We start from the raw sequence: 26385 nt of genomic DNA, 5'->3' as shown, positions 1-26385 counted from the left end.
GGGCGCAGCATGAACTGTGCGGAATTTGCGCGCCGCCCGTTCCGGCGGCGTGAGGTGCCCGATCACTGGCTAGGCCAGCGCCGCCTTGGCGCGGCGGATGCCGAGCGCCGGCGGCTGGGCATGAGCTGGATAGGCTTGTTCCGTCAGGCCAGTGCGGAGGCTGTCGAGGCCACGCTGGCCGGAGCTGAAGTCATCGCGCTGCCTGCGGGCAGCGTGCTGCTGGAATATGGCGCGGCCAATCATAGCGTGTACATCCTGCTGTCCGGCAGGCTGTCGGTCCACTTTGATGGGCTGGCAGCATCGGTGGCGGCGATCACCCTAGCACCGGGCGAGGTGATAGGCGAAATGTCTGCCATCGATGGCGAGCCGGTATCGGCGCTGGTGCAGGCTTGCGAGCCGGCGCAGGTGCTGCAGCTGTCGCGCGACCTGTTCTGGGAAAAGCTGATGGCGCTGCCCGGCGTGGCCAGTAATCTGATGACCACGCTGACGGGGCGCATGCGACGCTCCAACGAGGCTGCGCTGCAAGCCCAGCGGGCCACGCTGGAGCTGGCCCACTGGCGCAAGGAACTGGAGATCGCCCGTCAGCTACAGGTCACCATGGTGCCGCTGCAGCGGCCGATGTTCCCCGACCGGGCCGAGGTCGATATCTGCGGCTTTATGGAGCCGGCCTCGCATGTGGGCGGCGATCTGTTCGACGCCTTTTTCATCGACGAGCATCGCCTCTTCATCGGCATAGGCGATGTATCGGGCCATGGTATTGCAGCGGCGCTGTTCATGGCCCGTACCATAGGCCTGCTGCGCGTACTGGCGGTGAGCATAGACGAGCCGGAAAAGCTGCTGGCCGAACTCAATGAACGTCTGTGTGCGGGCAATGAGGTGAGCCTGTTCGTGACGCTGTTTGTGGGTGTCTATGATGTGCGCAGCGGTGTGCTGTGCTATTCGAATGGCGGTCATTGCCGGCCCATGCTGCTGTCGGGCGGCGTGGCCAGCCTGTTGCCGATACCCAAAGGCGCACTGGTAGGCGCATTCCCCGGGCTGAATTTCGGCAGGATGGAAACCGTGCTGGCGCCTGGCGATACGCTGCTGTGCTACACGGATGGCGTCACCGAGGCTGCCAATAGTGCGGGCGAACTGTTTGACGAAGCGCGCACGCTGGAGCGCTTGTCCGGCTGGGCCGAATTGCCGCTGGCGCAGGCGCTCGACGGTTTGCGTGCTGCACTGGACGACTTTACCGGACAGACCGTGCTGGAAGACGATTGCACGCTGCTGGCGCTGCGCCGCCCTGCATCAGCTTAGCCGCACGGTGCGGCGCCGCTGGCAGGGCGGTCAGCCGGCTTACAGTTTTGCCTGTGCCGCGATCCAGCGGTCCACGGCGGCTTCGAGTACATCCAGCGGTACCGAGCCGTGCGACAGCACTTCGTTGTGGAAGGCGCGCAGGTCGAACTTCTTGCCCAGTTTGGTTTCGGCACGGCTGCGCAGTTCGCGCAATTTCAGTTCGCCGATCTTGTAGCTGAGCGCCTGACCGGGTATCGCAATGTAGCGCTCCACTTCCTGTACGGCGGTGACTTCATCCTGCGGCACGTTGTCCTTGAAGTAGGCAATTGCCTGTTCGCGCGTCCAGCCTTTGGCGTGGATGCCGGTATCGACTACCAGCCGCACGCCGCGCCAGATTTCTGCCGTCAGGCGGCCTACCCATTGCCACGGATCGTCGTACATGCCGATCTCCTGCCCCAGCATTTCGCTGTACAGGCCCCAGCCCTCGGAGAAGGCGGTGCTGGAACCGAAGCGGCGGAAGTCCGGCAGGCCGGTGGTTTCCTGTGCCAGACTGCGTTCGAAGTGGTGGCCCGGTATGGCTTCGTGCAGGAAGAAGGCGTTGGTGGTGTAGCGGGTGCGCGTCTCCGGTTTGTAGGCGTTGAAGTAGAACACGCCGGGACGTTTGCCATCGACCGAGCCGCGCTGGTAGGACGCCGGCGCAGCGCTGACTTCGCGATAGCCTTCCACCGGACGGATTTCGAACGGCGCTTTCGGCAGGTGCGCAAACAGCAGGTTCTGTTTGGCCTCGACTTGCGGGCGGATGGCTTCATAGGCGGCCTGAATTTCTTCGCGGGTTTTGAAGCGCAGCTCCGGCGCCGTGTTCAGGTGCTGGAAGAACTCTTTGAGCGTGCCCTTGAAGCCTACTTTGTCCTTGGCGATTTCGAACTGGGCGCGGATGCGTGCAACTTCGCTCAGACCGATATCGTGGATCTGGGCCGGTGTCAGTTCGGTGGTGGTGGAGCGGCGTGCCAGGAAGGCATACCATTCTTGCCCGCCGGGCAGAGCGCCTATGCCGGCCGTGTCGCGGCCTGCGGGTAGATAGGTGTCGCGCATGAAGGCCTGCAGCTTGCGGTTGGCTGGCGCCAGTTGTTCGCGCACCAGTTTGGCGTAGGCGGCCGTCAGGCGTTCCTTGTCGGCAGCGCTGAACGAGGACGGGAATTTTTTCACCGGACCCATATAGGTGCTGGTTTCCAGATTGTCGCTGCCGACATTTTCCAGTTGCGGCAGCACGCGCTGGATCAGCGCTTTGGGCATGACGACGCCTTGCGCTATGCCTTTGCGCATATCGTCCATCAGGTGATCGACGGCGGGCGTATAGCCGGCGGCACGCTGCAGCCAGTTGTCATAGTCCTGCACGGTCTGGAAAGGCTGGGCCGAGCTGCCCGAGCCCAGTTGCGCCATGTTCAGGTGCAGGCCGGAGAACTGGTCGACCGGCATCAGGTCGGTAGGGAAGCGCAGGCCATCGAGTACCTGCTGCAGGCGGTAGCGCAGCAGGTCATAGCTGATGCGGTCTTCGGCGGGCAATGGGGCGGGGTCGTAGCTGGCCGTCAGAGCCAGATATTTTTCCGCCAGCGCGCGGCTCTGCGCATTGGCCTCGGCAGCTGTCAGGGGGCCGAACAGATGGTTGTAGCGCTGGTCGCCATTGTAGGTGGCGGCGATCGGGTTTTCGCGCAGATAGTCTTCCCAGTACTGGGCGTAGAGCTGGTTCATCTTTTCCGGCGTGGCCGGGGTTTTGACCTGAGCAAGAGCAGGGATGGCGACGCACAGCAGGGTGCACAGCAGCAGCGGGAGCGATGGGCGCATGGTGTCCTCAAGAAATATTAGCCGTGCAAGAATAGCATGCGCGCGTGCGGGCCATGCACGTATTCTATACGCCATTTCTGTCCACTGAAAAGCGCGGGACTGCCCGATTTGGCAGCCACGCAGCGGCAGTTGCTGGCGCAGGATTAGCCCGTACGGGTGGTGAAAACAGGAACGCCACGCCACATCGAGTGGCAGCGGCCCAGTGCAGCTTGAACGGGATTAAATTGCAGCGCGCTCCTATAGCCGAACTCTTGTGCGCGTGTGGAACGTCTGCATACGAGCCGCGAGTTAGATCGGCGATAAGAGCGGGCCTCAGTAATAAGTTTGACTGAGTGCGATCGGCACGTAACCGACCTCGTAACCAGCTGGCGGCGTCAGTAAAATGGCGGCGTCTAGTACCACCAGCTGGCCGACGCTGGGCGGCGACATCAGCGCAGTATTGCCGGTCCAGCCAGCATGGATTTTTTCCACCAGCGCTTGCAGACGGTTTTTTTCCTCCTGGGTCCAGCCAAAGCCTTGCAGTGACGGCTGGTCGATAAAGCGGTACCAGGCGTATGTAACGGTGGAGCCGTCGCTCAGGGTCGCCGTCAAGGGCGCAGAGGCAGCGGTCGGCTTGGCCCAGCTTGGCGGCGACGTGTAGAGTTCCTGGCCCCAACCCTCGGATTGAATGACCTTGAATGACACGCCCTTCAGCCCGGTCTCGGCAGGCACGCTGGCGACGTCGCGCGGGAGGGCGATGCCGCCTGCAGTTTGATAGTACTCGGGAAACACGCCGTTCTTCGCAGCGGCGCTAAACTGCAGCGCTAGCGCAACATTTCCGCCACTGGTGGGGACGATTTTGGGGGTGACAAATTGTTCGAAGCCACTGACGCTTTGCACCGCCAAGCCCGCTTGGTTGTTACCGAAATAAAAATTTGGCGTCGAGATCTGCGGCTGGTGGGCCCCACTCGCAGCGAACCCGGCGGGCATGGCGCCGGTACCGTTCGACCAGTCCAGGAAGGGCTGGAACAGCGCGTCGCGCGAATACAGCGTGAAGTCCGTCAGGATATAGCTCAGGCCCTGGGCATCGGTGGGAAAGGCAAAGCGTTGCAGGCGCATATATTGATCGCCGTTCCTGGCTTTGCCGGTGAAGTAGCGCATCTGCATTTCCATCACCAGCGTTTTGATCTGCGCCGGCCGCACATCGAGGCCGCGTCCGGCGACGGTGGGGTAGCTCTTCGCCATCACCTCCCATACGTCGGGCAGATAAAATGCGACTGGTCCCTGATAGTTGCTAGCCTTAAGGAATAGCGTCCAGCTTTGATTGCCTACCGGTGTGGCGCCGCCTTTTGCCAATGTGAGCGGTAAAGCCATCCAGGACACGCCCAGCAGCTCGCCGGCCGTGCCGGCCTTGAAGGTCATCCCATCGGGCGGCACCAGGATGCGGTTGCTCAGCTGCGCCAGCCCAGCGCTTCCCATCGGCAGACCCCAGCTGCTGGTATTGCCTGCGGCCACGGCGTCACGGCCGAATTCCCAGCCGGGCGCGGACAGTTCATCCACGTAGCCGTTGGGTGTGCCGTTGATCCGGAACTTCGGCTGGGCTGAACGGTAGTGGGTATTGACCCAGTAACCGGCGCTGCCCTCTATGCTTTGAAACAAAGTGCGCCAGTTTGTTGCGGCACTGTCCGGCGTTGCCTCGCGCATCGGATGGCCCGGTGGCAGCAGGGGCAAAGTGAAGTCCTCATTGTCCGGATTGATCCAGGTACCAGCTAGGCCATGGTTGACCCCGCCTAATTGAGGATCGACCAGGGGCCAGATCGCCGTGTACATGCTGTAGCCGCTGGTGTAGCCGGGTGGCGCAGCCGAAGGCGAGGCCTGCAGGTAGCCGCCCAGATGCTGGTCCGCGCTGTCCGCTTGCAGGGGCGCACTGCCATCGCGCCAATACATATTGTCGTTGTTGCGGAAGCCGACCACTTTGCCGTTCTGGAACTGCAATTTGAAATTGATGCCGCTCGTCTTATTGAATGCATAGGGATTGCTGCTGTCGGTCAGCAACAGACCGTGGGCCAGATCGGCTTGCAGATTCCAGCTCGTTCCCGCCTGATTGAGGTATTGCAGCGCGCTTGCGGAGTCGGCGCGCAGTGACATGGTGCCGCTGGCATAAGGATCGTTGGATGCTGGCAGCATACGGTAGGTGCCCAGTACATCGGCCAGCGTGAGCGGCGGCACGAATTCGGTCGGCGGGGCTGCCGCCATCACCTGCAGATGGTCAGCCCGTAGCGCCTTGGCCAGCATGTCGACGATGGTGGCCTGTATGCCCAGGAGGGCGCTTTGAGCAGTGTTCAGGTCGGTGTCCCCGCTGATGCCTCCCAGCATGCTCCGGACCGCCGCGCTGGGCGCCAGTCCAGAGTAAGCCGCCTGCAATTGCGCGGTGGTGAGGCTGGCAGTGAAGCTCACCGCCACACTGGTCTTGTTATTCACCGTCGTCATGTCGCTGCCCTGCGCCCCGCTCATGATAGCCAGTGCGGCGCCGGCGCGTGTCAGCACGCCCCGGTCGAGCAAGTCCGACCAATACGCTGCGCCGGCCGCCTCGGCTGGGCGGTTGAACAGGTTCTGGTAAATGGCGTTGATGAAGGTGTTGTTATTCCCGGGATAGAGCGCCTGTGATTCTGCGCTCGTGGCGAAGGTATCGATCAAGGACTTGACGCTGGCATTGCTGTAATACGCCAGGCTGATGCCGGTCACGCTGGTAGGCGCACCCGCCTGCCGGTACAGCTCGGTATAGAAAGCCAATCCGGCCGGGTCGGCGGGGCGGCCGAAATAGCCGACATAAATGCTTTGCAGGGCGCTCGTGTAGTCGGCCGCCACTGGCGCTGCGCCTTGCCGCAACGCTGCTGTTCTGGCTGCGCGCGTGCTCTCAGGCTTGCCACCGCATGCAGCGAGGCTGGCCACTAACAGGCAGTAGATCAGGCTGACGCCTCGATTGCTTGGGAGGATGTGAACTGACACGTGGTTACCCTTTAAATCGAACTCGACTGGTGTCGAGAAGGCTGGTCAACAGAATTTGTCAGTGTTTTGCCTATTTTTAACAGGTGGCAAGCGCGTTGATAAATTTCAACTAGACACTGCGGGCCTGTCTGGCTAGAACGGGAACTTCTCGCCTGACCTGGCCGAGCTTACCATTTTTATATTTTATTATCTAGTTGGCAATGAAAATTAAAATCGTTCGATGGGGACGGCCAATTAGCAGAGGATGTGCTGCAAATAATCGGATCAGATAGCCGCAACTGCGGCGGCCCATCAGCGCTAGTCGAGCGTCGAGCAAACTCGTGGCGATTCATCCGGTCATGCTAACAAGTACCATCAACGCTACCAGCGCGGTGCTTATGGTCTCGCGTAAGGGTGAGCAGGCGATCATTAGTAGGCTCCCCAAACGTAGACGAATAACGTGTTATTGCCACTCGGATTGCGGCCTGCGCCGTCGTAGTTGGCGGCTGAGCCATGGTAACGCTTGAAGTTGAAATATTGGGCGCCGACGCGCAAATATTGTACCGGGGTCCAAAACACCTCTGGAATCCAGCCGCGTGTATCCGGATTACTGGCAGCGTCTGGATATAAATTAGTGTCCGAAGTCCCGGTAGTGCGGAAGTAGCTGATGCCACTTCCGAAACGCGCTCTATAGACGTAGCTGCCCTTAATCCGCAACTGCCTGAGGCGGTTGTTCGGGTTGGATGCCATGCCCGTAGCGTCTCCATTGTCGATCGCTTCCGATATGTAGCTCAGTTGGATCGTGGCTGCGTGTGGATCAAGCAGGTGTTGGTACTGGGCGTCGACGCCGCGATCTCGATAATGGATAGTGGGGCCGGATGGATTCAGATTGTCGGGGTAAATGTTGGCATTCATCGCCATCACGCCGACCATGGCGCTATGAGGCCCCCAGTCGTGGCTGAGCGCAAGTCGCACGTATGGATTGGTCCCTTGTAGCTTGACCTGATCGGCGTTCTTGGTGCCTTGGCTAAGGAACGACCAAGCCCCATTGGCGGTTTGATAAGCAGCCACTTCCGCGTATAAGGTCTGATTTAAGAAAGCATAGGCGGCGACGCCGGCGGCCTGCGTGCCTAGCTGAGACACGATTGGAGCAGCATCGGGGCCGGTGACACCGAATTGAGTTGGCACATACTGCATCCAGGCTGGAGCGGTATTCCAAGGGTCGGCCAGTGATGGATTGTTGTTTAGCGTCAGGCCGAAAATCAGGTCACGCTTCGTATCGATTAGACGATCTGCATAACGCAGCTCGAAATTGTCCGATCCCCAGTGGGATCAATCCAGCGCGCAAACGAACAGGCTGAACGATAAAGGCTAATGGTAGGGCTGTTGGGTGGGATTTGTGTGGCGCGCAGTGTTTTCCTACCCCTCCGAAAATAGACCGGAGCCAAGGACTACAGAACCCACAATGCAAAACGCCAACCTGCATGGTTGGCGTCTCGTGAGGTATGTTCTTGGTGGCCCGGGGCGGAATCGAACCACCGACACAAGGATTTTCAATCCTCTGCTCTACCAACTGAGCTACCAGGCCAAGAGGCAATATTGTAGCAGACTTGCGCAGAAGTGCAAGTGCCGGTTTTCTGCCAACGCTAAACGCTATAATGATTGCATGAATATTCCAGCTTCCAGCGCTGCGCTGCGCGTGATCGAGAGTGATATCTGTATCGTTGGCAATGGCGCAATTGCCAAGACCACCGCGCTGGGCCTCGCCCAGGCCGGTTTCAGCGTGACCTTGCTGGGGCCGCCTGCGCCGCCGCCGGCGCCGGCCGGCTCCGATCCGGGCTGGGATGCGCGCGTCTACGCTCTCAATCACACTGCCTATCGTCTGCTATCTTCGCTTAAAGTGTGGGGAGCACTCGACGCCAGCCGGGTTGCGCCGGTGGATGCCATGATCGTGCAGGGTGATGGTGCGCAGGCTGGCGGCCTCGGTTTCGACGCCTACGGCGCCCGTACCGATACGCTGGCGTGGATCATGGAAGACCGCAATATCGCCCAGGCGCTCGATGCCGCGCTGCGCTTTGCGCAGAATGTGCGGCAGGTAGACGGCCGTGCCACGGCATTGTTGCAGACGCAGGACGATGCCACAGTGCAACTAGAGAATGGCAGTTGCATCAAGTCGCAGCTGGTCGTGGGCGCCGACGGCGCCCAGTCGTGGGTGCGTGGCCAGTGCGATATCGGTTTCGATTACCGCAGCTATAACCAGCGTGCCGTGGTGTCCAACTTTGCCTGCGAACTGCCGCACCATGGCGCTGCCTACCAGTGGTTCACCGGCGTGGATGGTATCGTGGCACTGCTGCCACTGCCCGGCAATCAGGTGTCGCTGGTGTGGTCGGCGCCCGATGCGCTGGCCGATACCCTGCGCAGCGAGTCGGCCGCGCAGATCGCGGCGCGGCTGGCCGTATATGCGCAGGAAAAGCTGGGGGCACTGACTCCGCTGCAGCCGGAACTGGTACGCGACTTCCCGCTACGCCTGATCCGACCTCATTCCATGGTGGCGCAGCGGGTGGCGCTGGTGGGCGACGCCGCCCATGTGGTGCACCCGATGGCGGGCCACGGCATGAATCTGGGCTTTGCCGACGTGGCGCAGCTGGTCAAAACCCTGAGCGAGCGCGAGCCGCAGCGCAGCCTGGGCGACGAGCGCGTGCTGGCCCGCTATGCCCGCGCGCGCAAGGAAGATGTGCTGCTGATGCAGCTGACCACCGACGGTCTGGCGCGGCTGTTCGGGGCAAATGTCGAGCCGCTGCGCGTGGCGCGCAATTTCGGATTAAACTTGCTGGATAAATTGCCCGCTGTGAAGCGCCGGCTGATTTCCCACGCGCTGGGAAAATAGCCGGTTTTCACCAAAAAGTGCGGGTTTGTCTGTCGTTACCGGAGAAGTTATGAGTAAGAGTAAGCTGGGTTTATTGTTGTTGTCGGCGCTGATGGCCGGTTGTGTGAGCGCTGAAACGCCGTCGACTGAAGCGATCCGCAAGCTGGTGGAACCCCGTCTGGGCGCCAATGTGAAGGTCGATTCGGTCAAGGAAACCCCTTACGCCGGCCTGTATGAAGTGCGCGTTGGCACCGACATTCTGTACACCGACAAAACCGCCACCTATCTGTTCTCCGGCCACGTGTTCAATCTGGTGACCAGCACCGACCTGACCAAGGAGCGGCTGGACGAAATCAATCGCATCAAATTCTCCGATCTGCCGCTCGACAAGGCCATCAAGACCGTCAAGGGCGATGGCAAGCGCGTGATCGCCGTGTTCGAAGACCCTAACTGCGGCTACTGCAAGCGCTTCCGCCAGACCACGCTGAAGGATACCGACAACGTCACTATCTACACCTTTATGTACAACATTCTGGCGGAAGATTCCTTCACTAAGTCGAAGAACATCTGGTGCTCGCTGGACCGCAGCCAGGCCTGGGATGACTGGATGATCCGCAACAAGCCAGCTGCCGCGGCCTCGGCCAGCTGCGTCACGCCGAATGACGAAGTGCTGGAGCTGGGCCGCAAGCTAGGGGTGAACGGTACGCCGGCGATCTTCTTCGCCGACGGTAGCCGTGTGCCGGGCGCGATCGATAGCAAGATGCTGGAAGAGAAGCTCGCCAAGATTAAGCAGTAAAGTAAGCCGTAGTGATTTCCCGGGCCGCAGTTCTGTGGCCCGGAGCTAGCAGTCCTCGTTGTTCAACCCAAGTTTAGTTCTAGTGCCGTGCAAGCGCTGCACCGACAGGAGACTCGTATGATTACCTTGAACATCAATGGCAAAGACATGCAGGTGGACGCTGATCCATCGACGCCGATTTTATGGGCGCTGCGCGACAATCTGAATATGACCGGCACCAAGTTCGGTTGCGGCGCGGCGCTGTGCGGCGCCTGCACCGTGCATCTGGGCGGCCAGCCGATACGCTCGTGCGTGACGCCTATCTCGGCCGCCGTGGGGCAGAAGATCACCACCATCGAAGCGATGGAGAACGATAAAGTGGGCAAGGCCGTGCAGGCGGCCTGGGTCAAGCTCGATGTGCCGCAGTGCGGCTACTGTCAGAGCGGCCAGATCATGAGCGCCACGGCCCTGCTGCGCACTAATAAGGCACCGTCCGATGCCGACATCGACAACGCCATGAGCGGCAACATCTGCCGCTGCGGCACCTATCAGCGTATCCGCGCGGCCATCAAGGATGCCGCCAAATCCATCGCCTAAAGGAGACTGTCATGCGTATCGAATGGCTGCAACAGGAAACGCAGGCGCCGGCAGCTGGCGGCGTATCGCGGCGCGGTTTCATGAAAGCCGGCGCAGTCGCGGGCGGCGGGCTGGTATTGGGCTTTTTCCTGCCGACCGGCGGACGCTTCGCTCAGGCCCAGCAGGCGCAGGCCAAGGTGTATCAGCCCAACGCTTTCCTGCACATCGCGCCCGATAACCGGGTGACGGTGCAGGTGAACCGGCTGGAATTCGGTCAGGGCGTGCAGACCTCGCTGCCCATGCTGATCGCCGAGGAGCTCGATGCCGACTGGTCGAAAGTGAACGGCGCACTGGCGCCAGCGGGCGACCAGTACAAAGACCCTGCGTTCGGCATCCAGATTACGGGCGGCTCGGGCAGCATCGCCCACTCGTATATCCAGTACCGCGAAATCGGCGCCAAGGCGCGTGTCATGCTGATTGCGGCGGCAGCCGAACAGTGGAAGGTGCCGGCCGAGCAGATCCGCACTTCGCGCAGCATGCTGCTGGGGCCTGCGGGGCAAAAGGCCAGCTACGGCAGCATGGCCGACGCTGCCATGCGCCAGCCGGTGCCGGCCAGCGTCAAGCTGAAAGACCCCAGGGATTTCCAGTTCATCGGCAAGCCTATGAAGCGGCTCGATGCTGCCGCCAAGTCGAACGGCAAGCTGCAGTTCGGGATGGACTTCAAGGCGCCGCACAGCAAAGTGGCCGTGGTGGCCCGTCCGCCCGTATTCGGCGCGCGCGTCGCCAGGTTCGATGCCAGCAAGGCCAAAGCCATCAAGGGCGTGATCGAAGTGCTGGCGGTGAACACTGACCGGGGTGGCAATGGCGTCGTGGTGATTGCCGACGGCTACTGGCCTGCCAAGATGGGGCGCGACGCACTGGTGATCGAATGGGATACCAGCGCGGTTGAAAGAGTCAGCAGCAGCGAGCAGATGGCGCACTACAAGGCGCTGGCGCAGCAGCCGGGTAAACCGGCACGCAAGGCCGATACCTCGAAGCTGGCCGGTGCGGCGAAAAAAATCTCGGCCGTGTACGAGTTTCCGTATCTGGCCCATACCCCGATGGAGCCGCTCAACTGCGTGGTCGATCTGCGCGCCGATGGCTGCACGGTATGGGCGGGCTCGCAGTTCCAGACTATCGATCAGGGCGCGATTGCGGCCACGGCCGGCCTCAAGCCGGAACAGGTGGTGCTCAATACCATGATGGCTGGTGGCGGCTTTGGCCGCCGCGCCGTGCCCAGTTCCGACTATCTGGTGGAAGCAGTCAACATCGCCAAAGTCTGGCGCGCCGCCGGCAAGACCGAGCCAGTCAAAGTGATCTGGAGCCGCGAGGATGACGTCAAGGGCGGCTACTACCGTCCGTCGCATGTACATCGCGCCGATCTGGGACTGGACGACCAAGGCAATATCGTTGCGTGGGACCATGTGATCGTGGGCCAGTCCATCATCAGCGGCACGCCGTTCGAGCCGATGATGGTCAAGGATGGCATCGATGCGACCATGGTGGAAGGCATGGGCGAACCATATGAAGTGCCGCTGAATCTGAGTGCCCATACCGTCAAGGCCAATGTGCCGGTGCTATGGTGGCGCTCGGTGGGCTCCACGCACACGGCGTTTGTGATGGAAACCCTGATCGATGAGGCGGCCTATGCGGCCGGCATGGATCCGGTGGCCTACCGCAAGAAGCTGATGGGCGAGAAAAGCAAGCGCCATCTGGCCGCGCTCGATCTGGCGGTAGCCAAATCGGGTTACGGCAAGAAGGCTTTGCCGAAAGGGCAGGCGTGGGGCGTGGCCGTGCATGAATCGTTCAACACGGCGATAGCCTATGTGGTAGTAGCGTCGGTGAAGAACGGCGTGCCCAAGCTGCACAAGGTAACCGCCGGCGTGCATTGCAACCAGCCCGTCAACCCGCTCACCATCGAAGCGCAGATACAGGGCGCTGCGCTGATGGGGCTGGGCATGACCCTGCCTGGCGCTGCCATTACTCTCAAGGATGGCGTTGTGGAACAGCAGAACTTCAGCGATTACACGCTGGCGCGCATGACGGATATGCCGGTAATCGATGTGCACATCGTGCCGTCGAACGACCCGCCTACCGGCATGGGCGAGCCGGGCCTGCCGCCGCTGGCACCGGCCTTCGCCAATGCGCTGTTCAGGCTGACCGGCAAACGTCTGCGCAAACTGCCGTTCGACCTCGCCAGTGCCTGACCATCCGGCACTGACAGGTATTCTGCTGGCCGCCGGACGCGGCCAGCGCTTTGATCCGTCGGGCAGCGACAACAAACTGTTGCAGACCTTGCCCACTGGCGAGCCCGTAGTGGCTGCCAGTGCGCGTAATCTGCTCGCTGCCGTGCCGCGCGTGCTGGCCGTGGTGCGCCGTGGCGATGACGCGGTGGCCCAACTGCTGGGCAAACTTGGTTGCGAGGTGCTGGTCTGTGATAATGCTGCGGATGGCATGGCCGCGTCGCTTACGCTGGCCCTGCGCGCCAGCAGCGCCGCGCCGGGATGGCTGATTGCGCTTGGTGATATGCCGTTTGTGCAGCCCGAAACGATGCGCGAGCTGGCCGCTACCATAGGCCGCGGTGCACGTATCGCTGCGCCCATGTATCAGGGCCAGCGGGGAAATCCGGTGGCCTTTGGCGCCTATCATTTACCATTGCTGCTGGCGCTGCAGGGCGATCAGGGCGCGCGCGCCATTTTAAAGAATCATGCAGTAAGTGAGCTGGTGGTGGACGATGAGGGCGTGATCCGCGACATCGACACGCGCGCAGATTTGTAATCAAGGATAGTCATGAAAAAACCTAACAAGAATAAAGCAGCGATCGCCTACAGCATTGTTGGCCACGATCTGGCCGCACACCTGTTCCGCGTCACGCTGACGGTGGCCCAGCCGGCTGAAGGCGGACAGATTTTTGCGTTGCCGGCCTGGATACCGGGCAGCTATATGATCCGCGAATTTTCGCGCAATATCGTGCGCATCCATGCGGTATCCAATGGCCAGCCGGTAGCGCTGAGCAAGCTCGATAAGCATAGCTGGCAGGCTGCGCCACTCAAGGACCGTGGCGCCAGCCTGACCGTCCACTATGAAGTCTATGCATGGGATCTGTCGGTACGCGCTGCCCATCTGGACCAGAACCACGCGTTCTACAACGGCACCAGCGTGTTCCTGCGCGTGCTGGGGCAGGAAGACCAGCCGCATGTGGTGGATATCCAGCGTCCGGCCGATGCGGCGGCGCGCAACTGGCGCGTGGCTACTTCCCTGCCCGAGCTCAAAGCCAAGCGTTACGGCTACGGCACGTATGTGGCCGGCGATTACGATGAACTGATCGACCATCCGGTCGAGCAGGGCGAGTTTGCGCTGGCTACCTTCAAGGCGCACGGCATCCCGCACGATGTTGTCATCACCGGCAAGGTACCGCATCTGGACATGGCGCGCCTGTGCGCCGATCTGAAAAAAATCTGCGAAACCCAGATCGCCTTCTTCGAACCGAAGACCCGTAAAGCGCCGATGGAGCGCTACGTGTTCATGACCATGGCCGTGGGCGATGGTTACGGTGGTCTGGAGCACCGCGCCTCGACGGCACTGATCTGTGCCCGTGCCGATCTGCCTAGCACCAAGGCCGCCAGCAAGGACATCAGCGACGGCTATCTGCAATATCTGGGCCTGTGCAGCCACGAGTACTTCCATACCTGGAACGTCAAGCGCATCAAGCCGGCCGTGTTCGCGCCCTACAACCTGCAGGTGGAGAACTACTCGCCGCTGCTATGGCTGTTCGAAGGCTTTACCAGCTATTACGATGATCTGATGCTGGTGCGGGCCGGTCTGATTAGCGAGCAGACCTATTTCAAGCTGGTCGCCAAGACCGTGGGCAGTGTGCTGCGCGGCAGTGGCCGTACCAAGCAGAGCGTGGCCGATTCCAGTTTCGACGCCTGGGGCAAGTACTACCGTCAGGATGAGAATGCACCGAACGCCATCGTTAGCTACTACACCAAAGGTTCGCTGGTGGCGCTGGCGCTGGACCTCAGCATCCGCGCCAAAACAGGCGGCAAGAAGTCGCTCGATGATGTGATGCGCGCGCTGTGGCAGCGCTACGGCGCCAGCTTCTATCAGGGCGCAGGCCGTGGCGTTACGCCGGCCGAAGCGGAAGCCCTGTTCGATGAAATCAGTGGTGGCCGCTTCAAGCCCTTCTTCGACAAATATGTGCGCGGTACGGAAGACCTGCCGCTGGCCAAGCTGCTGGCGCCGTTCGGTGTCAAATATGCCGATGAGCGTAAATCGGCCAAACCTAGTCTGGACGTCAATCCCGGCAAGGACGGCAACGACTGCAAACTCAATAGCGTGCACGAAGGCGGTGCGGCCCACCTTGGCGGGCTGTCGGCGGGCGATGTGCTGGTAGCGATCGACGGTCTGCGTGTCACGGCGGCCAATCTGGATACGCTGCTGTCGCGCTATGGTGTGGGCTCGCAGATCAGTGTGCACGCGTTCCGGCGCGACGAACTGATGACCTTCAGCATCACCTTGCAGGGCGAGCGTATTCCCGGCATCAGCCTGAGTGTGGATGGCGCCGGCAAAAAAGCCGGCACGCCGCAACGTCCAAGTCAGGCCGAATAAGCGCCTATGCTGCTCGATCCTGCTACCCTGATCTTCATGTCGGTGCTGATGGCAATTGCCATGAGCATTGTGCTGTTCTCTTCCTATTACAGCTATCCGCCAGAGATCAGGGGGTTGAACTACTGGGCCTCCAGCCTGCTGATGCTCGTGGCCGGCGCCGGCCTGTTTGCTTCCAACCGGCTCGGCGTGCCCGATCTGGTGGTGCTGCTGACGGCAAATTCAGCCTTTGTCTGCGGGGTCGGTCTGACGCTGATCGGTACGCAGAAGTTCTACGGACTTAAGCCTTCATGGTGGCTGTTCTCCCTGGTGTGGGTGCTTTGTCTGGCGGGCGTAACGTACTGGCATGTGTGGCAACCCAGTTTCAGTGCGCGGGTAGCCGTGTTCTCGTATCTGGTGTCGGTGTATTACTTCTACCTCACCATCATCGTCTGGCGCTATGGTGAGCCACATTTCTCTACCCGCTTCCTGTATGTGCTGCTGGGCATACAGTCGGTAGTGGTGTTCACGCGCGGTACGCTGGCCATGCTGTTCGGCTCCGAACTAGTGAATATCATGGCCATCGGCCCCTTCCAGAGCCTGTATCTGGCGCTGGGCCAGTTCATGATCCTGCTGCTGGCAGTGAGTTTCAACACTGTGTCTACCCGCCGCCTGCAAGGCTTGCTGGAACGCCGCTCCACGCTGGACCCGCTGACGCAGGTGCTGAACCGGCGCGGTTTTGCCGATGTATATGCCAAGGAACTGGGCTTGATGCGGCGCCAGTTCACGGTGATGACGGTGCTCAGCATAGATCTGGATTTCTTCAAAAAGATCAACGACACGCATGGCCACATCGTCGGTGACCGCGTGCTGGTAGAGGTAGCGGGGCTGATAGGCAAAGCCTTGCGCGTCTCGGACCACATTGCCCGATTCGGCGGCGAAGAATTCGTTGTGCTGTTGCCGGAGACGGGGCTGGACCGCGCGCTGCAGATCGCCGAGCGCATCCTCAAAGCTGTACGTGCTTCCGGTGCGCACGGGCTGCCGCCTTATACGGTCAGCGTGGGCGTGGCTTGCCAGAGTAGTCCGGACGAGAATCTTGATGGTTTGCTGCTGCGGGCCGATCAGGCGCTGTATCGCGCCAAGGATGGTGGCCGCGATCGTATCGAGATCGCGGCGCCGGTGGTGACTTCGGCGGTGGCCATGCCACCGATGCCGTCGCTGGCGCCCGTGATGGCGACCAGCGTGAAGCTTAGTTAAACAGCCGCGCCAGTTCCGCGCCCGGATTGTCGGCGCGCATGAATGCTTCGCCGACGAGGAAGCTGTGCACATTGGCAGCCCGCATGCGCTCTACATCGGCTGGCACCAGTATGCCGGATTCGGTGATGACGATTTTTTCGGCAGGGATGCGATCGAGCAGGCCCAGCGTGGTGTCCAGTGTCACGTCGAAGGTGCGCAGGTTGCGGTTATTGATGCCGACAAGGGCTGTCTTCAGACGCAGGGCCGCATCCAGTTCGGCTGCGTCATGCGTTTCCACCAGTACGCCCATGCCCAGTTCGTGGGCGCAGGCTTCCATTTCGGCCATCAGGCCATGGTCGAGCGCCGAGACGATCAGCAGGATGGCGTCCGCACCCATGGCACGTGCTTCATAGATCTGGTACAGATCGATCATGAAGTCCTTGCGCAGCACCGGCAGTGCGCAGGCCGCACGGGCCTGCTGCAGATAGGCTACCGAACCCTGAAAGAACTGTTCGTCGGTCAGCACCGACAGGCAGGCCGCGCCATGCTGGGCATAGCTGGCGGCAATGTCGGCGGGACGGAAATCGGCGCGGATCACGCCTTTCGATGGCGAGGCTTTCTTGATTTCGCTGATGACGGCAGCTTTGCCGGCGGCGATTTTGCCGCGTAGGCTGGCTTCGAAACCGCGCAGACCGGCGCGCAGCTCGCTATTGTTTTCCACCTCGGCGCGCAGGCTGGCGTAGCTGCGCTGCTGCTTGGCGGCGGCCACTTCCTGTGCTTTGACGGCGAGGATTTTATTCAGAATGTCGGACATGATGGCTACCTGAGTAAATGATTGCGTTGCCCGCGGGCGGTCAGTTGTGCTGGCCCAGCGTCTGGGTCACCTGCACAAACTGTTCGATTTTCTTCAGTGCGGCACCGGAGCTGATCGCCTCGCGGGCGCGCAGCAGGCCGTCTTCTATCGAGCTGGCCACGCCGGCCGCATACAGCGCGGTGGCGGAGTTGAGCGCGACGATATCGAAGGCTGCGCCCGGCTCGCCGCGCAGGGCTTCCATCATCTTGGCTTTGGATTCGGCGGCGTCAGCCACTTTCAGATTGCGGCTGGCGATCATCTGCAGGCCGAAGTCTTCCGGATGGATTTCGTATTCGCGGATTTCGCCGTTGACCAGTTCGCCCACCAGCGTGCTGGCGCCGAGCGAGACTTCGTCCATATTGTCGCGGCCATACACCACCAGCGCGTGCTGGGCGCCGAGGCGCTGCAGTACACGCACCTGTATGCCCACGAGGTCGGCGTGGAATACGCCCATCAGGATATTCGGTGCACCGGCCGGATTGGTCAGCGGCCCCAGAATATTGAAGATGGTGCGCACACCCAGTTCGCGCCTTACCGGTGCGGCGTGCTTCATGGCGGCGTGGTGGTTGGGCGCAAACATGAAGCCTATGCCGGTCTGGGCGATGGACTGTGCGATCTGTTCCGGCTTCAGGTTGATGTTGGCCCCTAACGATTCGATCACGTCGGCGCTGCCGGACGAGGACGAAACGCTGCGGCCACCGTGTTTGGCCACGCGGGCGCCCGCAGCAGCGGCGACAAACATGGAAGCGGTCGAGATATTGAAAGTGTGGGCGCCGTCGCCGCCCGTGCCGACGATGTCGAGCAGGCCGCGCGTGTCGGCCATCGGCACTTTGGTGGAGAACTCGCGCATCACTTGCGCGGCGGCGGTGATTTCGCCTATGGTTTCCTTTTTCACGCGCAGGCCCATGGTCAGGGCGGCGATCATGGTGGGCGACATTTCGCCCGACATGATCTGGCGGAACAGATGCAGCATCTCGTCGTGGAAAATCTCGCGGTGTTCTATGCAGCGCAGCAGTGCTTCTTGATGGGTGATAGGCATGGCAATCCTCGCAATAATTTGGCACAGATAGTCAGTTAAACGCGCCGCTACAGGCGCAGACAGGAGCGCGCATGCAGCGCGCCGCCAGCCTTAACGGACCAGGAAGTTTTTCAGCAGTGCGTGACCGTGTTCCGACAGGATGGACTCGGGGTGGAACTGCACGCCCTCGATGTCGTATTCCTTGTGGCGCACGCCCATGATTTCGCCGTCGTCGGTCCATGCCGTCACTTCCAGACAGGCCGGCAGCGAGCTGCGTTCAATGGCCAGCGAGTGATAGCGGATCACTGTGAAAGGCGAGGGCAGGTTTTTGAATACGCCCACGCCGGTATGCGCGATGAGAGAGGTTTTGCCATGCATGACCTGCTTGGCGCGGATAACTTTTCCGCCAAAGGCTTCGCCTATGGCCTGATGGCCGAGGCATACGCCCAGTATCGGTTTCTTGCCAGCGAAGTGCTTGAGCACTGCGATGGAAATGCCTGCCTGTGCCGGATCTTTGGGGCCCGGCGAGATGCAGATGTGGTCGGGATTGAGGGCTTCGATTTCCTCAATGGTGATTTCGTCGTTGCGGTACACCCGCACGTCTTCGCCCAGTTCGCCGAAATACTGCACGATGTTGTAGGTGAAGGAGTCATAGTTGTCGATCATCAGCAGCATCTCAGAACTCCCCATCCAGACCATCTTGCACTTGTTCGGCAGCGCGCAGCACGGCGCGCGCCTTGTTTTCAGTTTCCTGCCATTCCATTTCCGGTATCGAGTCGGCCACGATGCCGGCGGCGGCCTGCACATACAGCATGCCGTCCTTGATCACGCCGGTGCGGATGGCAATCGCCACATCCATTTCGCCGCCGAAGGACAGGTAGCCGCAGGCGCCGCCGTAAATGCCGCGTTTGGAAATTTCCAGCTCGTCGATCACTTCCATCGCCCGCACTTTCGGCGCTCCCGTCAGGGTGCCGGCCGGGAAGGTGGCACGTAGCACGTCCAGATTGGACAGGCCAGATTTCAGCTTGCCTTCCACGTTGGAGACGATGTGCTGTACGTGCGAATACTTTTCGATCACTAGACGGTCGGTGACTTTCACCGTGCCGATATCGGAAATGCGGCCCAGATCATTGCGCGCCAGATCGATCAGCATCACGTGTTCGGCGATCTCTTTCGGATCGGCCAGCAGTTCGGTGGCCAGTTCGGCATCGCGTTCCGGCGTCGAGCCGCGCGGGCGGGTGCCGGCGATCGGGCGCAGCGTCACACGCTTTTCGCCATCGGGCAGGGTCTCGTTACGTACCAGAATTTCCGGCGAGGCACCGACGATCTGCATATCGCCGAAATTGTAGAAGTACATATACGGCGACGGGTTCAGCGAGCGCAGCGCGCGGTACAGCGTCAGCGGCGAATCCACATACTGCTTGCGGATGCGCTGGCCGATCTGCACCTGCATCAGGTCACCGGCCATCACGTATTCGTGGGCGCGCGCCACGGCTTTCAGATAGTCTTCCTTGGCGAATTCGCGGATCGCTTCGGTGCGCACGGAAGCGCTGGTCACTGGCGCATCGACGCCACGGCGCAGCATTATGCGCAGGTCTTTCAGGCGCTGACGGGCTTTGGAATAGGCTTCCGGCTGGGTCGGATCGGCATACACGATCAGATACAGTTTGCCGGACAGGTTGTCGATCACGGCCAGTTCTTCCGTCACCATCAGCTGGATGTCGGGCAGGCCCAGATCATCTTTCGGCTGGGTATTGGCCAGGGTTTTTTCGATGTGACGCACCGTGTCGTAGCCGAAGTAGCCGGCCAGACCGCCGCAGAAGCGCGGCATGCCGGGGCGCAGGGCCACCTTGAAGCGCTGCTGGTAGCTCTCGATGAAGTCGAGCGGATTGCCTTCGTGCGTCTCGATCACCGTGCCGTTCTTGACGATTTCGGTGCGATGGCCGAAGGTGCGTAGCACCGTGGTTGCTGGCAGACCGATAAAGGAGTAGCGGCCGAAACGCTCGCCGCCCACGACGGATTCGAGCAGGAAGGTATTCTTGCCGGCGTTCTGGGTCTGGGCCAGTTTCAGGTATAGCGTGAGCGGGGTTTCGAGATCGGCAAAGGCTTCGGCGATCAGCGGGATGCGGTTGTAGCCGTCGGTGGCCAACGATTTGAATTCGAGTTCGGTCATGTCTGTTCTCCATGCCGCCTGTCTAGCGATGGATGTGGTACAGGCGGGTGTGGTTCAAAAAACCTGTCGCGCAGGGGCGCAACAGCAATCAGTTCGGCTTAGTTGTGCCAGGATTGCCAGCGTCGCCAAAGCCAGGCCTCAATCGCGCCGGTTTGGTTGACTTGGTGTTTTTTGAACAGAGACATTACGGTCAGCGTTGGTTCAGCTAAGGTTAATTTTGCGAACGAATCAAAGTCGCTGCGGATAGCAGCGTGTCTACTATACCATCGGAATCGATGGTGTGTATAGCCTCGCCGTGATTGTAGCCATAAGGGACCGTCAGCACCGGGCAACCCGCAGCCCGTGCGGCTTGCGCGTCATTCGACGAGTCGCCGATCGCCACTACCTGCGTTGCCGGCAGGTCGAAATCGGCGCAGACCGTCTGCAACGGCAGGGGATCGGGCTTTTTGCGCGCCAGCGAATCGCCGCCGTAGACCACCTCGAAATAGCTGGTCAGGCCTTTCGCGGCCAGCAGCGGGGTGGTGAAGCTGATCGGCTTGTTGGTCACGCAGGCCAGCCGCAGGCCTTGTTGTTTTAGCGCACTCAGGCCTTCCAGCACCTCGGGATACAGGCTGCTGAATTGACCATTGATGCGTAAATAGTGGCGCTGATAGGCGTCCATCGCCTGCGCAAACTTGGCTTCCACTTCGTCCGGCGCCAGATCCAGCGCCAGTACGGCGCGGATCAGGTTTTCCGAGCCTTTACCTACCATCAGCGCGATTTGCTGCTGGCTGATAGGAGCGAGGCTCAGCTCTTCACGCATGCTGTTGATCGCGACGTGGAAGTCGGGAATCGTGTCCAGCATGGTGCCGTCGAGGTCGATGATTGCGGCGCGTACGCCTGCCAGCACACTCATGCTTACACCTTGGCCAGATTGGCGCGCATGGCGTCGATCACGGCCTTGTAGTCAGGCTGGCCGAAGATGGCCGAACCGGCCACGAAGGTGTCAGCGCCGGCAGCTGCGGCGGCAGCGATGTTGTCGATCTTGATGCCGCCATCGACTTCGAGCATGATGTCGCGGCCCGATTCGTCGATTTTGCGGCGTGCCAGCGCGATTTTCTTCAGCGCTTCGGGGATGAAGGACTGGCCGCCGAAGCCGGGGTTGACCGACATAATCAGGATCATGTCGATCTTGTCCATCACGTGGTCCAGATAGTGCAGCGGCGTGCCCGGATTGAATACCAGACCGGCTTTGCAGCCGTGGTCGCGGATCAGCTGCAGGCTGCGATCGATGTGCTCCGACGCTTCCGGATGGAAGGTGATGATGTTGGCGCCCGCTTTGGCGAAGTCAGGGATGATGCGGTCCACTGGCTTGACCATCAGGTGCACGTCGATCGGCACGTCCACGTGCGGGCGGATAGCCTGGCACACCATCGGACCTATGGTCAGGTTGGGCACGTAATGGTTATCCATGACATCGAAGTGGATAATGTCGGCGCCAGCGCTGACGACGTTACGCACTTCCTCGCCCAGACGGGCGAAGTCGGCTGACAGAATGCTGGGAGCAATGCGGAAATTGGACATGGGATGGGCCTGCATTTAAAAAAGATGCGCTATTTTACGCTGCACAGCGGCTATGCGCCCGTTTTCAGGCGCGTCGTCCTTGCATACGGGGGCGATTTGGGGTGCAATGGCAGTCTGGCGATATACAATCGCCAACCTTGCTGAGAGTGCCAGTGCACTCGCCCCGATTGAAGGAATTTGAATGGCCACTTATGAAATGACGGTGACGGTCAGAACCCAGTATCTGCCGGAGCAGTCCGACCCGGAGCGTACCAATTTCGTGTTCACCTACTCGATCACGATCAAGAATACGGGAACGGTGGCCGCCCAGCTGATTTCGCGCCACTGGGTTATCACGGATGCTAACAACCACAAGGAAGAGGTCAGCGGCCTCGGCGTGGTGGGCCATCAGCCGTTGCTGCAACCGGGCGAACAGTTCGAGTACACCAGCGGCACGGCCTTGCGTACCCAGCAGGGCTCCATGTATGGCGAGTACTTCTGCGTGGCGGAAAATGGCCACCGCTTCGAAGTGCCGATACCGGAATTCGTGCTGTCGCTGCCCCGCACCCTGCACTAGGTCAGGTGCTCGCAACCACTGCTGCGGCCTGAGCGGATCAGTTCTGCTCGTCGCGCTGTGGTTCTGCTGGCTTGTCCTCGTCGCGCGGTTTGGGTTTAGGCGCGTACATGGTCCACCAGACGATGAACACCAGCAGGAAAAACGCCACACATGCTTCTATCATCAATATCCACATAACAGTCCTTATGTTCTCGACACGCCGTAGTCTACCTGTTCCGCTCACTCTCGTCGCGCTGGCTCTGGCCGGTTGTACTTCGACGCCGCTGCCGCCTGATACCAGCCGCGCACCTGTCACGCCGATACCGGCCCCGGTGCCTGCACCCGAGCCCACACCGGCGCCGGCGCCGGCCAAGCCCGCTGTCATGCAGCTGGTGCCCGCGCCGTTCAGCGCGCTGCCGGGCTGGGACAAGGATGATCTGCGGGCGGCGTGGCCGGCGTTCATGTCGTCCTGCGCGGTGCTGGTCAGGCAGCCGAACTGGAAGGAGTCCTGTACCATCGCCCGCAGCGTAAACAGCAGTGATGATAAAGCGATCCGTACCTTCTTCGAAGCGTTCATGGAGCCGAATCAGGTCATCGCGCCGGATGGTGCCAACGAAGGGCTGGTGACAGGTTATTACGAGCCGCTGCTGCGCGGCGCCCGCAAGAAGGGCGGCCCTTACCAGACCCCGCTGTATAAAGTGCCGGAGGATATGATCACCGTCGATCTGGCCAGTGTGTATCCGGAACTGAAGGGCATGCGCCTGCGCGGCAAGCTGGTGGGCAAAAAGCTGGTGCCGTATGCCACCCGTGCAGATATCGAGAAAGCCGACTTCGGCGGCAAGGAGCTGCTGTGGGTCGATGATCCGGTTGAATCGTTCTTCCTGCAGGTGCAGGGCTCGGGGCGGGTGCAGCTCACCGATAGCAAGGAAACCGTGCGCGTGGCCTATGCCGACCAGAATGGCCATCCGTATAAATCCATCGGCAAATATCTGGTGGAGAAGGGCGAACTGACGCTGGAGCAGGCTTCGGCGCAGGGCATCAAGGCGTGGATCGCCGGTCATCCTACCCGTATGCAGGAGCTGTTCAATGTGAACCCTAGCTATGTGTTCTTTAAAGAAGAGCGCCTGCCCGATCCGAAAATCGGCCCGAAAGGTGCGCTAGGCGTGCCGCTCACGCCATCGCGTTCGGTCGCTATCGATGCTTCGCAATTGCCGCTGGGCGCGCCGGTGTTCCTGTCCACCACCATGCCGAACAGTGATATTCCGTTGCAGCGGCTGGTCATGGCGCAGGATACGGGCGGCGCTATTCGCGGCGCTATCCGGGTGGATTACTTCTTCGGTTTCGGCACCGAGGCGGCGGAAAATGCCGGTCGCATGAAACAGCGCGGTAATGTCTGGGTACTGCTGCCCAAGCAGGTGCAGTAAGCGGGTGTAACGGGCTGCTGGCTTAATGCTGTGCCGTAGCCAGCGGCTCGGGTGGTTTTCTCAGGTAAGGATTGAGGGCCATCAGTACTGTGAGCACGATCCCGCCCGCCGCAATACAGGCCATGCCGGTGCGGATGCCGTAGTGTTCGCCCAGATAGCCGCCTATCAGCGCGCCCGCGGGTGCGCTGGCCACGGTGAGGAAGCGCATGGTCGATACCATGCGTCCCAGATAGGCATCGGGCGTGACTTTCTGGCGCAGTGTCATATACGGCATAAAGAACAGCATCACGCCGCAATCGAGCATCATGGTAACCAGTGCGCTGACAACGGCGCTGACAAGGGGGCTGCCGAACAGATTAGCCGGAATCATGGGCATGGCTGTGAACGCGCATGCTGTCAGACCTATGCCTATTAGTACCGTGGTGCCCATGCCGTAACGGGCATTGAGCGGGCGTAGCAATACAGAACTTAGCATCACTCCCACGCCGCCTATCATTTGCGCCATGCCGAGCAGGCCGGGCGTCATGCCCAGCTCGCGTGTGCCGAACAGCACGCCGAGCGCGGTAAAACCATAGAACAGCATATGCCAGAAACCTGCGCTCCATGCCAGCGTGCGTAGCAGAGGGTTATGCCAGATGAAGAGCAGGCCATCATGAATATCGCGCAGCATGTGCTTTTGCGAGGGCTCCGGCTGCGGGTCGTTGACATCGAGCCGGCGCAGGATGAGGATGGAAAAGATAAAACCCAGTGCATTAAAGATCACGGCAAATGGCGCGGTCAGCCATTGAACCAGCACGCCGGCAATGCCGGGCGCGACGATACGGGCGATGGAGTCCACGGCGGCAAATTTGGACTGGGCTTCGATCAACTTGTCGCGGCCTATCAGATTGGTGAGGAAAATCTGTTCTGCGCCGCCACCTATCAGCGAGCAGCAGCCGTTGAGCAGGGCCACCACATACATCCATTCTATGCTCAGCTTGCCCAGCCAGTAGGCCAGCGGGATGCTGCCGAGCGCGGCCGCCTGTACCATTTTGCTGGCTAGTAGTACCGGCAATTTACGATGCCGATCAAGAAATACGCCCGCGGGCAAAGCCAGTAGTGCGAACGGTACTGCTGCCGCCGCGCCCAGTATGCCCATCTGGGAAGGCGTGGCATGCAGCAGTATGGCTGAACACAAGGGCAGGGCTAGCGTACTGATATAGCTGCCGAAGTCATTGAGGATGGCGCTGATCCAGTAGCGCACGAAGTTTCCGTTGCGCAGCAGGGCGTCACCTTCCAGATATTGCTGAACTTTGAGGCGTAGAGCGGAGAGAATGGCAGCTTCCTGTAGTCTGGACTGGACGAACTATGATACCAGCGCAGCGGATAGGCGCTACAATCGCAGAGTAAATATCCCACTATTAAGGAGGCAGCTATGCAGTATGAAGACCTGATCGTCGAAGTGCACGAGAAAGTGGCACTGATCCGTTTGAATCGTCCCAAGGCGCTGAACGCCCTGAACGACCGCATGATGAACGAGCTGGGCGACGCCCTGCAGAAGTTCGATGCTGATCCGGCGATCGGCTGCATTGTGCTGACGGGTAGCGAGAAAGCCTTCGCTGCAGGCGCTGACATTGCTGCCATGGCAGACTACACCTATGTAGATACCTACCGCGATAACTACATCACCCGTAACTGGGAACACATTCTGCGTATCCGTAAGCCGGTAGTCGGCGCTGTGGCCGGTTATGCGCTGGGTGGGGGCTGCGAACTGGCCATGATGTGCGATTTCCTGATCGCTGCAGACTCGGCCAAATTCGGTCAGCCTGAAATCAAGGTCGGTGTCACGCCGGGCGCAGGTGGCACCCAGCGTCTGCCACGCACCATCGGCAAAGCCAAGGCCATGGACCTGCTGCTGACAGCCCGTACCATCGATGCGGCGGAAGCCGAGCGTATCGGTCTGGTTTCGCGCGTGGTGCCCGCCGATAAACTGATCGAAGAAGTGCTGACCGCTGCCAAACAGATCGCATCGATGCCGACCTCGGTTGCCATGATGATCAAGGATGCCGTGAACCGCGCCTTTGAAACCACGCTGACGGAAGGCGTGAACTACGAGCGTCGCCTGTTCCAGGCAGCGTTCGGTACGCCTGCTCAAAAAGAAGGCATGCATGCCTTCCTCGAGAAACGTACACCTAACTTTGACGGCATGTAATCAGAGCTGTGCTGATAGTCCCTCGCTATTCATTTCAAGTAATTGCATAGTGAGGGTTGACGAGTTTGGGAAATGCCTGCATAATCTCGCTTCTCTGCTGCTGACAAACAAAACGATTTGTCAAAACGCAGCAAGCAGTACCGAATAAAGTTCTTTAAAAATTCACAGTCGATAAGTGTGGACGTTTGATGAAAGTGCACACGAAGCTAGTCTTCGTGATACTTAAAAAATATCAAATGTTCACAAGAAATAAATGAAATAGGACGCTTTGTAAAAGAAGCGAACTGTCAGTATTTTGAGTGAGCGACCCATCGAAAGATGGTGCCGAGAAATCGGCAAAAAACAGAGATTAAACTGAAGAGTTTGATCCTGGCTCAGATTGAACGCTGGCGGCATGCCTTACACATGCAAGTCGAACGGCAGCACGGAGCTTGCTCTGGTGGCGAGTGGCGAACGGGTGAGTAA

At 60.4% G+C, this 26385-nt stretch carries 22 protein-coding genes, 1 tRNA gene and 1 rRNA gene; 12 read left to right on the top strand and 12 right to left on the bottom strand.

Annotation, left to right across the window (positions count from 1 at the left end; translation table 11 throughout):
- Positions 1 to 9: 9 nt before the first annotated feature.
- Entirely contained in the window at positions 10 to 1296 is a 1287-nt protein-coding gene (locus GTP27_RS20695; RefSeq protein WP_161041001.1) for a PP2C family protein-serine/threonine phosphatase, read from the top strand.
- Between the two features lie 39 nt (positions 1297 to 1335).
- On the opposite strand, the gene GTP27_RS20690 is transcribed toward GTP27_RS20695, so the two are convergent.
- The 4 genes from GTP27_RS20690 to GTP27_RS20675 all read right to left on the bottom strand — a co-directional run bounded on the left by GTP27_RS20690 (position 1336) and on the right by GTP27_RS20675 (position 7672).
- Complete coding sequence (locus GTP27_RS20690; protein ID WP_161041000.1) at positions 1336 to 3117, bottom strand: DUF885 domain-containing protein; 1782 nt, start codon at positions 3115 to 3117, stop codon at positions 1336 to 1338.
- A gap of 312 nt (positions 3118 to 3429) precedes the next feature.
- Positions 3430 to 5964: a DUF4214 domain-containing protein gene (locus tag GTP27_RS20685; protein WP_161040999.1), complete on the bottom strand. Its 2535-nt coding sequence runs from the start codon at positions 5962 to 5964 to the stop codon at positions 3430 to 3432.
- Between the two features lie 549 nt (positions 5965 to 6513).
- Positions 6514 to 7272 carry a hypothetical protein gene (locus GTP27_RS20680; protein WP_161040998.1) on the bottom strand — a complete coding sequence of 253 codons (759 nt, stop codon included), beginning with the start codon at positions 7270 to 7272 and terminating at the stop codon, positions 6514 to 6516.
- 324 nt (positions 7273 to 7596) lie between these two features.
- A tRNA-Phe gene (locus GTP27_RS20675) sits at positions 7597 to 7672 on the bottom strand.
- 78 nt (positions 7673 to 7750) lie between these two features.
- On the opposite strand from GTP27_RS20675, the gene GTP27_RS20670 reads away from it, so the two are divergent.
- From GTP27_RS20670 to GTP27_RS20640, 7 genes are all read left to right on the top strand, one after another.
- Positions 7751 to 8971, top strand: coding sequence for an FAD-dependent monooxygenase (locus GTP27_RS20670; RefSeq protein WP_161040997.1), 1221 nt, complete (start codon positions 7751 to 7753; stop codon positions 8969 to 8971).
- A 49-nt stretch (positions 8972 to 9020) separates the two neighbouring features.
- Positions 9021 to 9746, top strand: coding sequence for a DsbC family protein (locus GTP27_RS20665; protein WP_161040996.1), 726 nt, complete (start codon positions 9021 to 9023; stop codon positions 9744 to 9746).
- A 117-nt stretch (positions 9747 to 9863) separates the two neighbouring features.
- Positions 9864 to 10322: a (2Fe-2S)-binding protein gene (locus GTP27_RS20660; RefSeq protein WP_161040995.1), complete on the top strand. Its 459-nt coding sequence runs from the start codon at positions 9864 to 9866 to the stop codon at positions 10320 to 10322.
- An 11-nt stretch (positions 10323 to 10333) separates the two neighbouring features.
- On the top strand, positions 10334 to 12547 hold the full coding sequence (locus GTP27_RS20655) for a xanthine dehydrogenase family protein molybdopterin-binding subunit (protein WP_161040994.1): 2214 nt from the start codon (positions 10334 to 10336) through the stop codon (positions 12545 to 12547).
- Entirely contained in the window at positions 12540 to 13118 is a 579-nt protein-coding gene (locus GTP27_RS20650; protein ID WP_161040993.1) for a nucleotidyltransferase family protein, read from the top strand. The genes GTP27_RS20655 and GTP27_RS20650 overlap by 8 nt, the downstream gene beginning before the upstream one ends.
- Positions 13119 to 13130: 12 nt before the next feature.
- Complete coding sequence (locus GTP27_RS20645) at positions 13131 to 14951, top strand: M61 family metallopeptidase (RefSeq protein ID WP_161040992.1); 1821 nt, start codon at positions 13131 to 13133, stop codon at positions 14949 to 14951.
- 6 nt (positions 14952 to 14957) lie between these two features.
- Complete coding sequence (locus GTP27_RS20640; protein WP_229634263.1) at positions 14958 to 16184, top strand: GGDEF domain-containing protein; 1227 nt, start codon at positions 14958 to 14960, stop codon at positions 16182 to 16184.
- Here GTP27_RS20640 and trpC read toward each other — a convergent pair.
- From trpC to rpe, 6 genes are all read right to left on the bottom strand, one after another.
- Positions 16177 to 16977 (bottom strand): indole-3-glycerol phosphate synthase TrpC, encoded by an 801-nt coding sequence (trpC, locus tag GTP27_RS20635; protein WP_161040991.1) that lies wholly within the window; start codon positions 16975 to 16977, stop codon positions 16177 to 16179. The two genes, GTP27_RS20640 and trpC, sit on opposite strands and share 8 nt — an antisense overlap.
- Positions 16978 to 17017: 40 nt before the next feature.
- Entirely contained in the window at positions 17018 to 18055 is a 1038-nt protein-coding gene (trpD, locus tag GTP27_RS20630; RefSeq protein ID WP_161040990.1) for an anthranilate phosphoribosyltransferase, read from the bottom strand.
- Positions 18056 to 18145: 90 nt separating this feature from the next.
- Entirely contained in the window at positions 18146 to 18709 is a 564-nt protein-coding gene (locus tag GTP27_RS20625; RefSeq protein ID WP_155436143.1) for an anthranilate synthase component II, read from the bottom strand.
- Between the two features lies 1 nt (position 18710).
- Positions 18711 to 20207, bottom strand: a complete 1497-nt coding sequence (trpE, locus tag GTP27_RS20620) for an anthranilate synthase component I (protein WP_161040989.1) — start codon at positions 20205 to 20207, stop codon at positions 18711 to 18713.
- 211 nt (positions 20208 to 20418) lie between these two features.
- The gene (locus GTP27_RS20615) at positions 20419 to 21102 is read right to left on the bottom strand and encodes a phosphoglycolate phosphatase (RefSeq protein ID WP_161040988.1); all 684 of its coding nucleotides are present in this window, start codon (positions 21100 to 21102) and stop codon (positions 20419 to 20421) included.
- Between the two features lie 2 nt (positions 21103 to 21104).
- On the bottom strand, positions 21105 to 21770 hold the full coding sequence (gene rpe, locus GTP27_RS20610) for a ribulose-phosphate 3-epimerase (protein ID WP_161040987.1): 666 nt from the start codon (positions 21768 to 21770) through the stop codon (positions 21105 to 21107).
- A gap of 181 nt (positions 21771 to 21951) precedes the next feature.
- Between rpe and apaG the strand changes: the two genes are divergently transcribed.
- Complete coding sequence (apaG, locus tag GTP27_RS20605) at positions 21952 to 22326, top strand: Co2+/Mg2+ efflux facilitator ApaG/CorD (protein ID WP_155436139.1); 375 nt, start codon at positions 21952 to 21954, stop codon at positions 22324 to 22326.
- Between the two features lie 37 nt (positions 22327 to 22363).
- Here apaG and GTP27_RS24085 read toward each other — a convergent pair whose 3' ends face one another.
- Complete coding sequence (locus GTP27_RS24085; protein ID WP_286173295.1) at positions 22364 to 22489, bottom strand: hypothetical protein; 126 nt, start codon at positions 22487 to 22489, stop codon at positions 22364 to 22366.
- A 22-nt stretch (positions 22490 to 22511) separates the two neighbouring features.
- On the opposite strand from GTP27_RS24085, the gene mltA reads away from it, so the two are divergent.
- Positions 22512 to 23729 carry a murein transglycosylase A gene (mltA, locus tag GTP27_RS20600; RefSeq protein ID WP_161040986.1) on the top strand — a complete coding sequence of 406 codons (1218 nt, stop codon included), beginning with the start codon at positions 22512 to 22514 and terminating at the stop codon, positions 23727 to 23729.
- A gap of 22 nt (positions 23730 to 23751) precedes the next feature.
- On the opposite strand, the gene GTP27_RS20595 is transcribed toward mltA, so the two are convergent.
- The gene (locus GTP27_RS20595; protein WP_229634264.1) at positions 23752 to 24990 is read right to left on the bottom strand and encodes an MFS transporter; all 1239 of its coding nucleotides are present in this window, start codon (positions 24988 to 24990) and stop codon (positions 23752 to 23754) included.
- A gap of 153 nt (positions 24991 to 25143) precedes the next feature.
- On the opposite strand from GTP27_RS20595, the gene GTP27_RS20590 reads away from it, so the two are divergent.
- Both GTP27_RS20590 and GTP27_RS20585 read left to right on the top strand, forming a co-directional pair.
- Positions 25144 to 25920, top strand: coding sequence for an enoyl-CoA hydratase (locus tag GTP27_RS20590; RefSeq protein ID WP_161040985.1), 777 nt, complete (start codon positions 25144 to 25146; stop codon positions 25918 to 25920).
- 351 nt (positions 25921 to 26271) lie between these two features.
- Positions 26272 to 26385: ribosomal RNA gene (locus tag GTP27_RS20585) — 16S ribosomal RNA — on the top strand; the annotation flags it as partial.

This window comes from Duganella qianjiadongensis (genome assembly GCF_009857915.1).
Lineage (GTDB): Bacteria > Pseudomonadota > Gammaproteobacteria > Burkholderiales > Burkholderiaceae_D > Rugamonas > Rugamonas qianjiadongensis.
Note: the sequence above shows the minus strand (reverse complement) of the source record. Positions and strands in the feature narration are given on the sequence as shown.

Bases quoted from the DNA above. Each gene is read 5' to 3' on its own strand.
- GTP27_RS20645 (WP_161040992.1), top strand. From the start codon at position 13,131: ATGAAAAAACCTAACAAGAATAAAGCAGCGATCGCCTACAGCATTGTT.
- trpD (WP_161040990.1), bottom strand. From the start codon at position 18,055: ATGCCTATCACCCATCAAGAAGCACTGCTGCGCTGCATAGAACACCGC.
- trpE (WP_161040989.1), bottom strand. From the start codon at position 20,207: ATGACCGAACTCGAATTCAAATCGTTGGCCACCGACGGCTACAACCGC.
- GTP27_RS20640 (WP_229634263.1), top strand. From the start codon at position 14,958: ATGCTGCTCGATCCTGCTACCCTGATCTTCATGTCGGTGCTGATGGCA.
- apaG (WP_155436139.1), top strand. From the start codon at position 21,952: ATGGCCACTTATGAAATGACGGTGACGGTCAGAACCCAGTATCTGCCG.
- GTP27_RS20660 (WP_161040995.1), top strand. From the start codon at position 9,864: ATGATTACCTTGAACATCAATGGCAAAGACATGCAGGTGGACGCTGAT.
- GTP27_RS20615 (WP_161040988.1), bottom strand. From the start codon at position 21,102: ATGAGTGTGCTGGCAGGCGTACGCGCCGCAATCATCGACCTCGACGGC.
- GTP27_RS24085 (WP_286173295.1), bottom strand. From the start codon at position 22,489: ATGATAGAAGCATGTGTGGCGTTTTTCCTGCTGGTGTTCATCGTCTGG.
- mltA (WP_161040986.1), top strand. From the start codon at position 22,512: ATGTTCTCGACACGCCGTAGTCTACCTGTTCCGCTCACTCTCGTCGCG.
- GTP27_RS20670 (WP_161040997.1), top strand. From the start codon at position 7,751: ATGAATATTCCAGCTTCCAGCGCTGCGCTGCGCGTGATCGAGAGTGAT.
- GTP27_RS20625 (WP_155436143.1), bottom strand. From the start codon at position 18,709: ATGCTGCTGATGATCGACAACTATGACTCCTTCACCTACAACATCGTG.
- GTP27_RS20695 (WP_161041001.1), top strand. From the start codon at position 10: ATGAACTGTGCGGAATTTGCGCGCCGCCCGTTCCGGCGGCGTGAGGTG.
- GTP27_RS20655 (WP_161040994.1), top strand. From the start codon at position 10,334: ATGCGTATCGAATGGCTGCAACAGGAAACGCAGGCGCCGGCAGCTGGC.
- GTP27_RS20590 (WP_161040985.1), top strand. From the start codon at position 25,144: ATGCAGTATGAAGACCTGATCGTCGAAGTGCACGAGAAAGTGGCACTG.
- trpC (WP_161040991.1), bottom strand. From the start codon at position 16,977: ATGTCCGACATTCTGAATAAAATCCTCGCCGTCAAAGCACAGGAAGTG.
- GTP27_RS20690 (WP_161041000.1), bottom strand. From the start codon at position 3,117: ATGCGCCCATCGCTCCCGCTGCTGCTGTGCACCCTGCTGTGCGTCGCC.
- rpe (WP_161040987.1), bottom strand. From the start codon at position 21,770: ATGTCCAATTTCCGCATTGCTCCCAGCATTCTGTCAGCCGACTTCGCC.
- GTP27_RS20665 (WP_161040996.1), top strand. From the start codon at position 9,021: ATGAGTAAGAGTAAGCTGGGTTTATTGTTGTTGTCGGCGCTGATGGCC.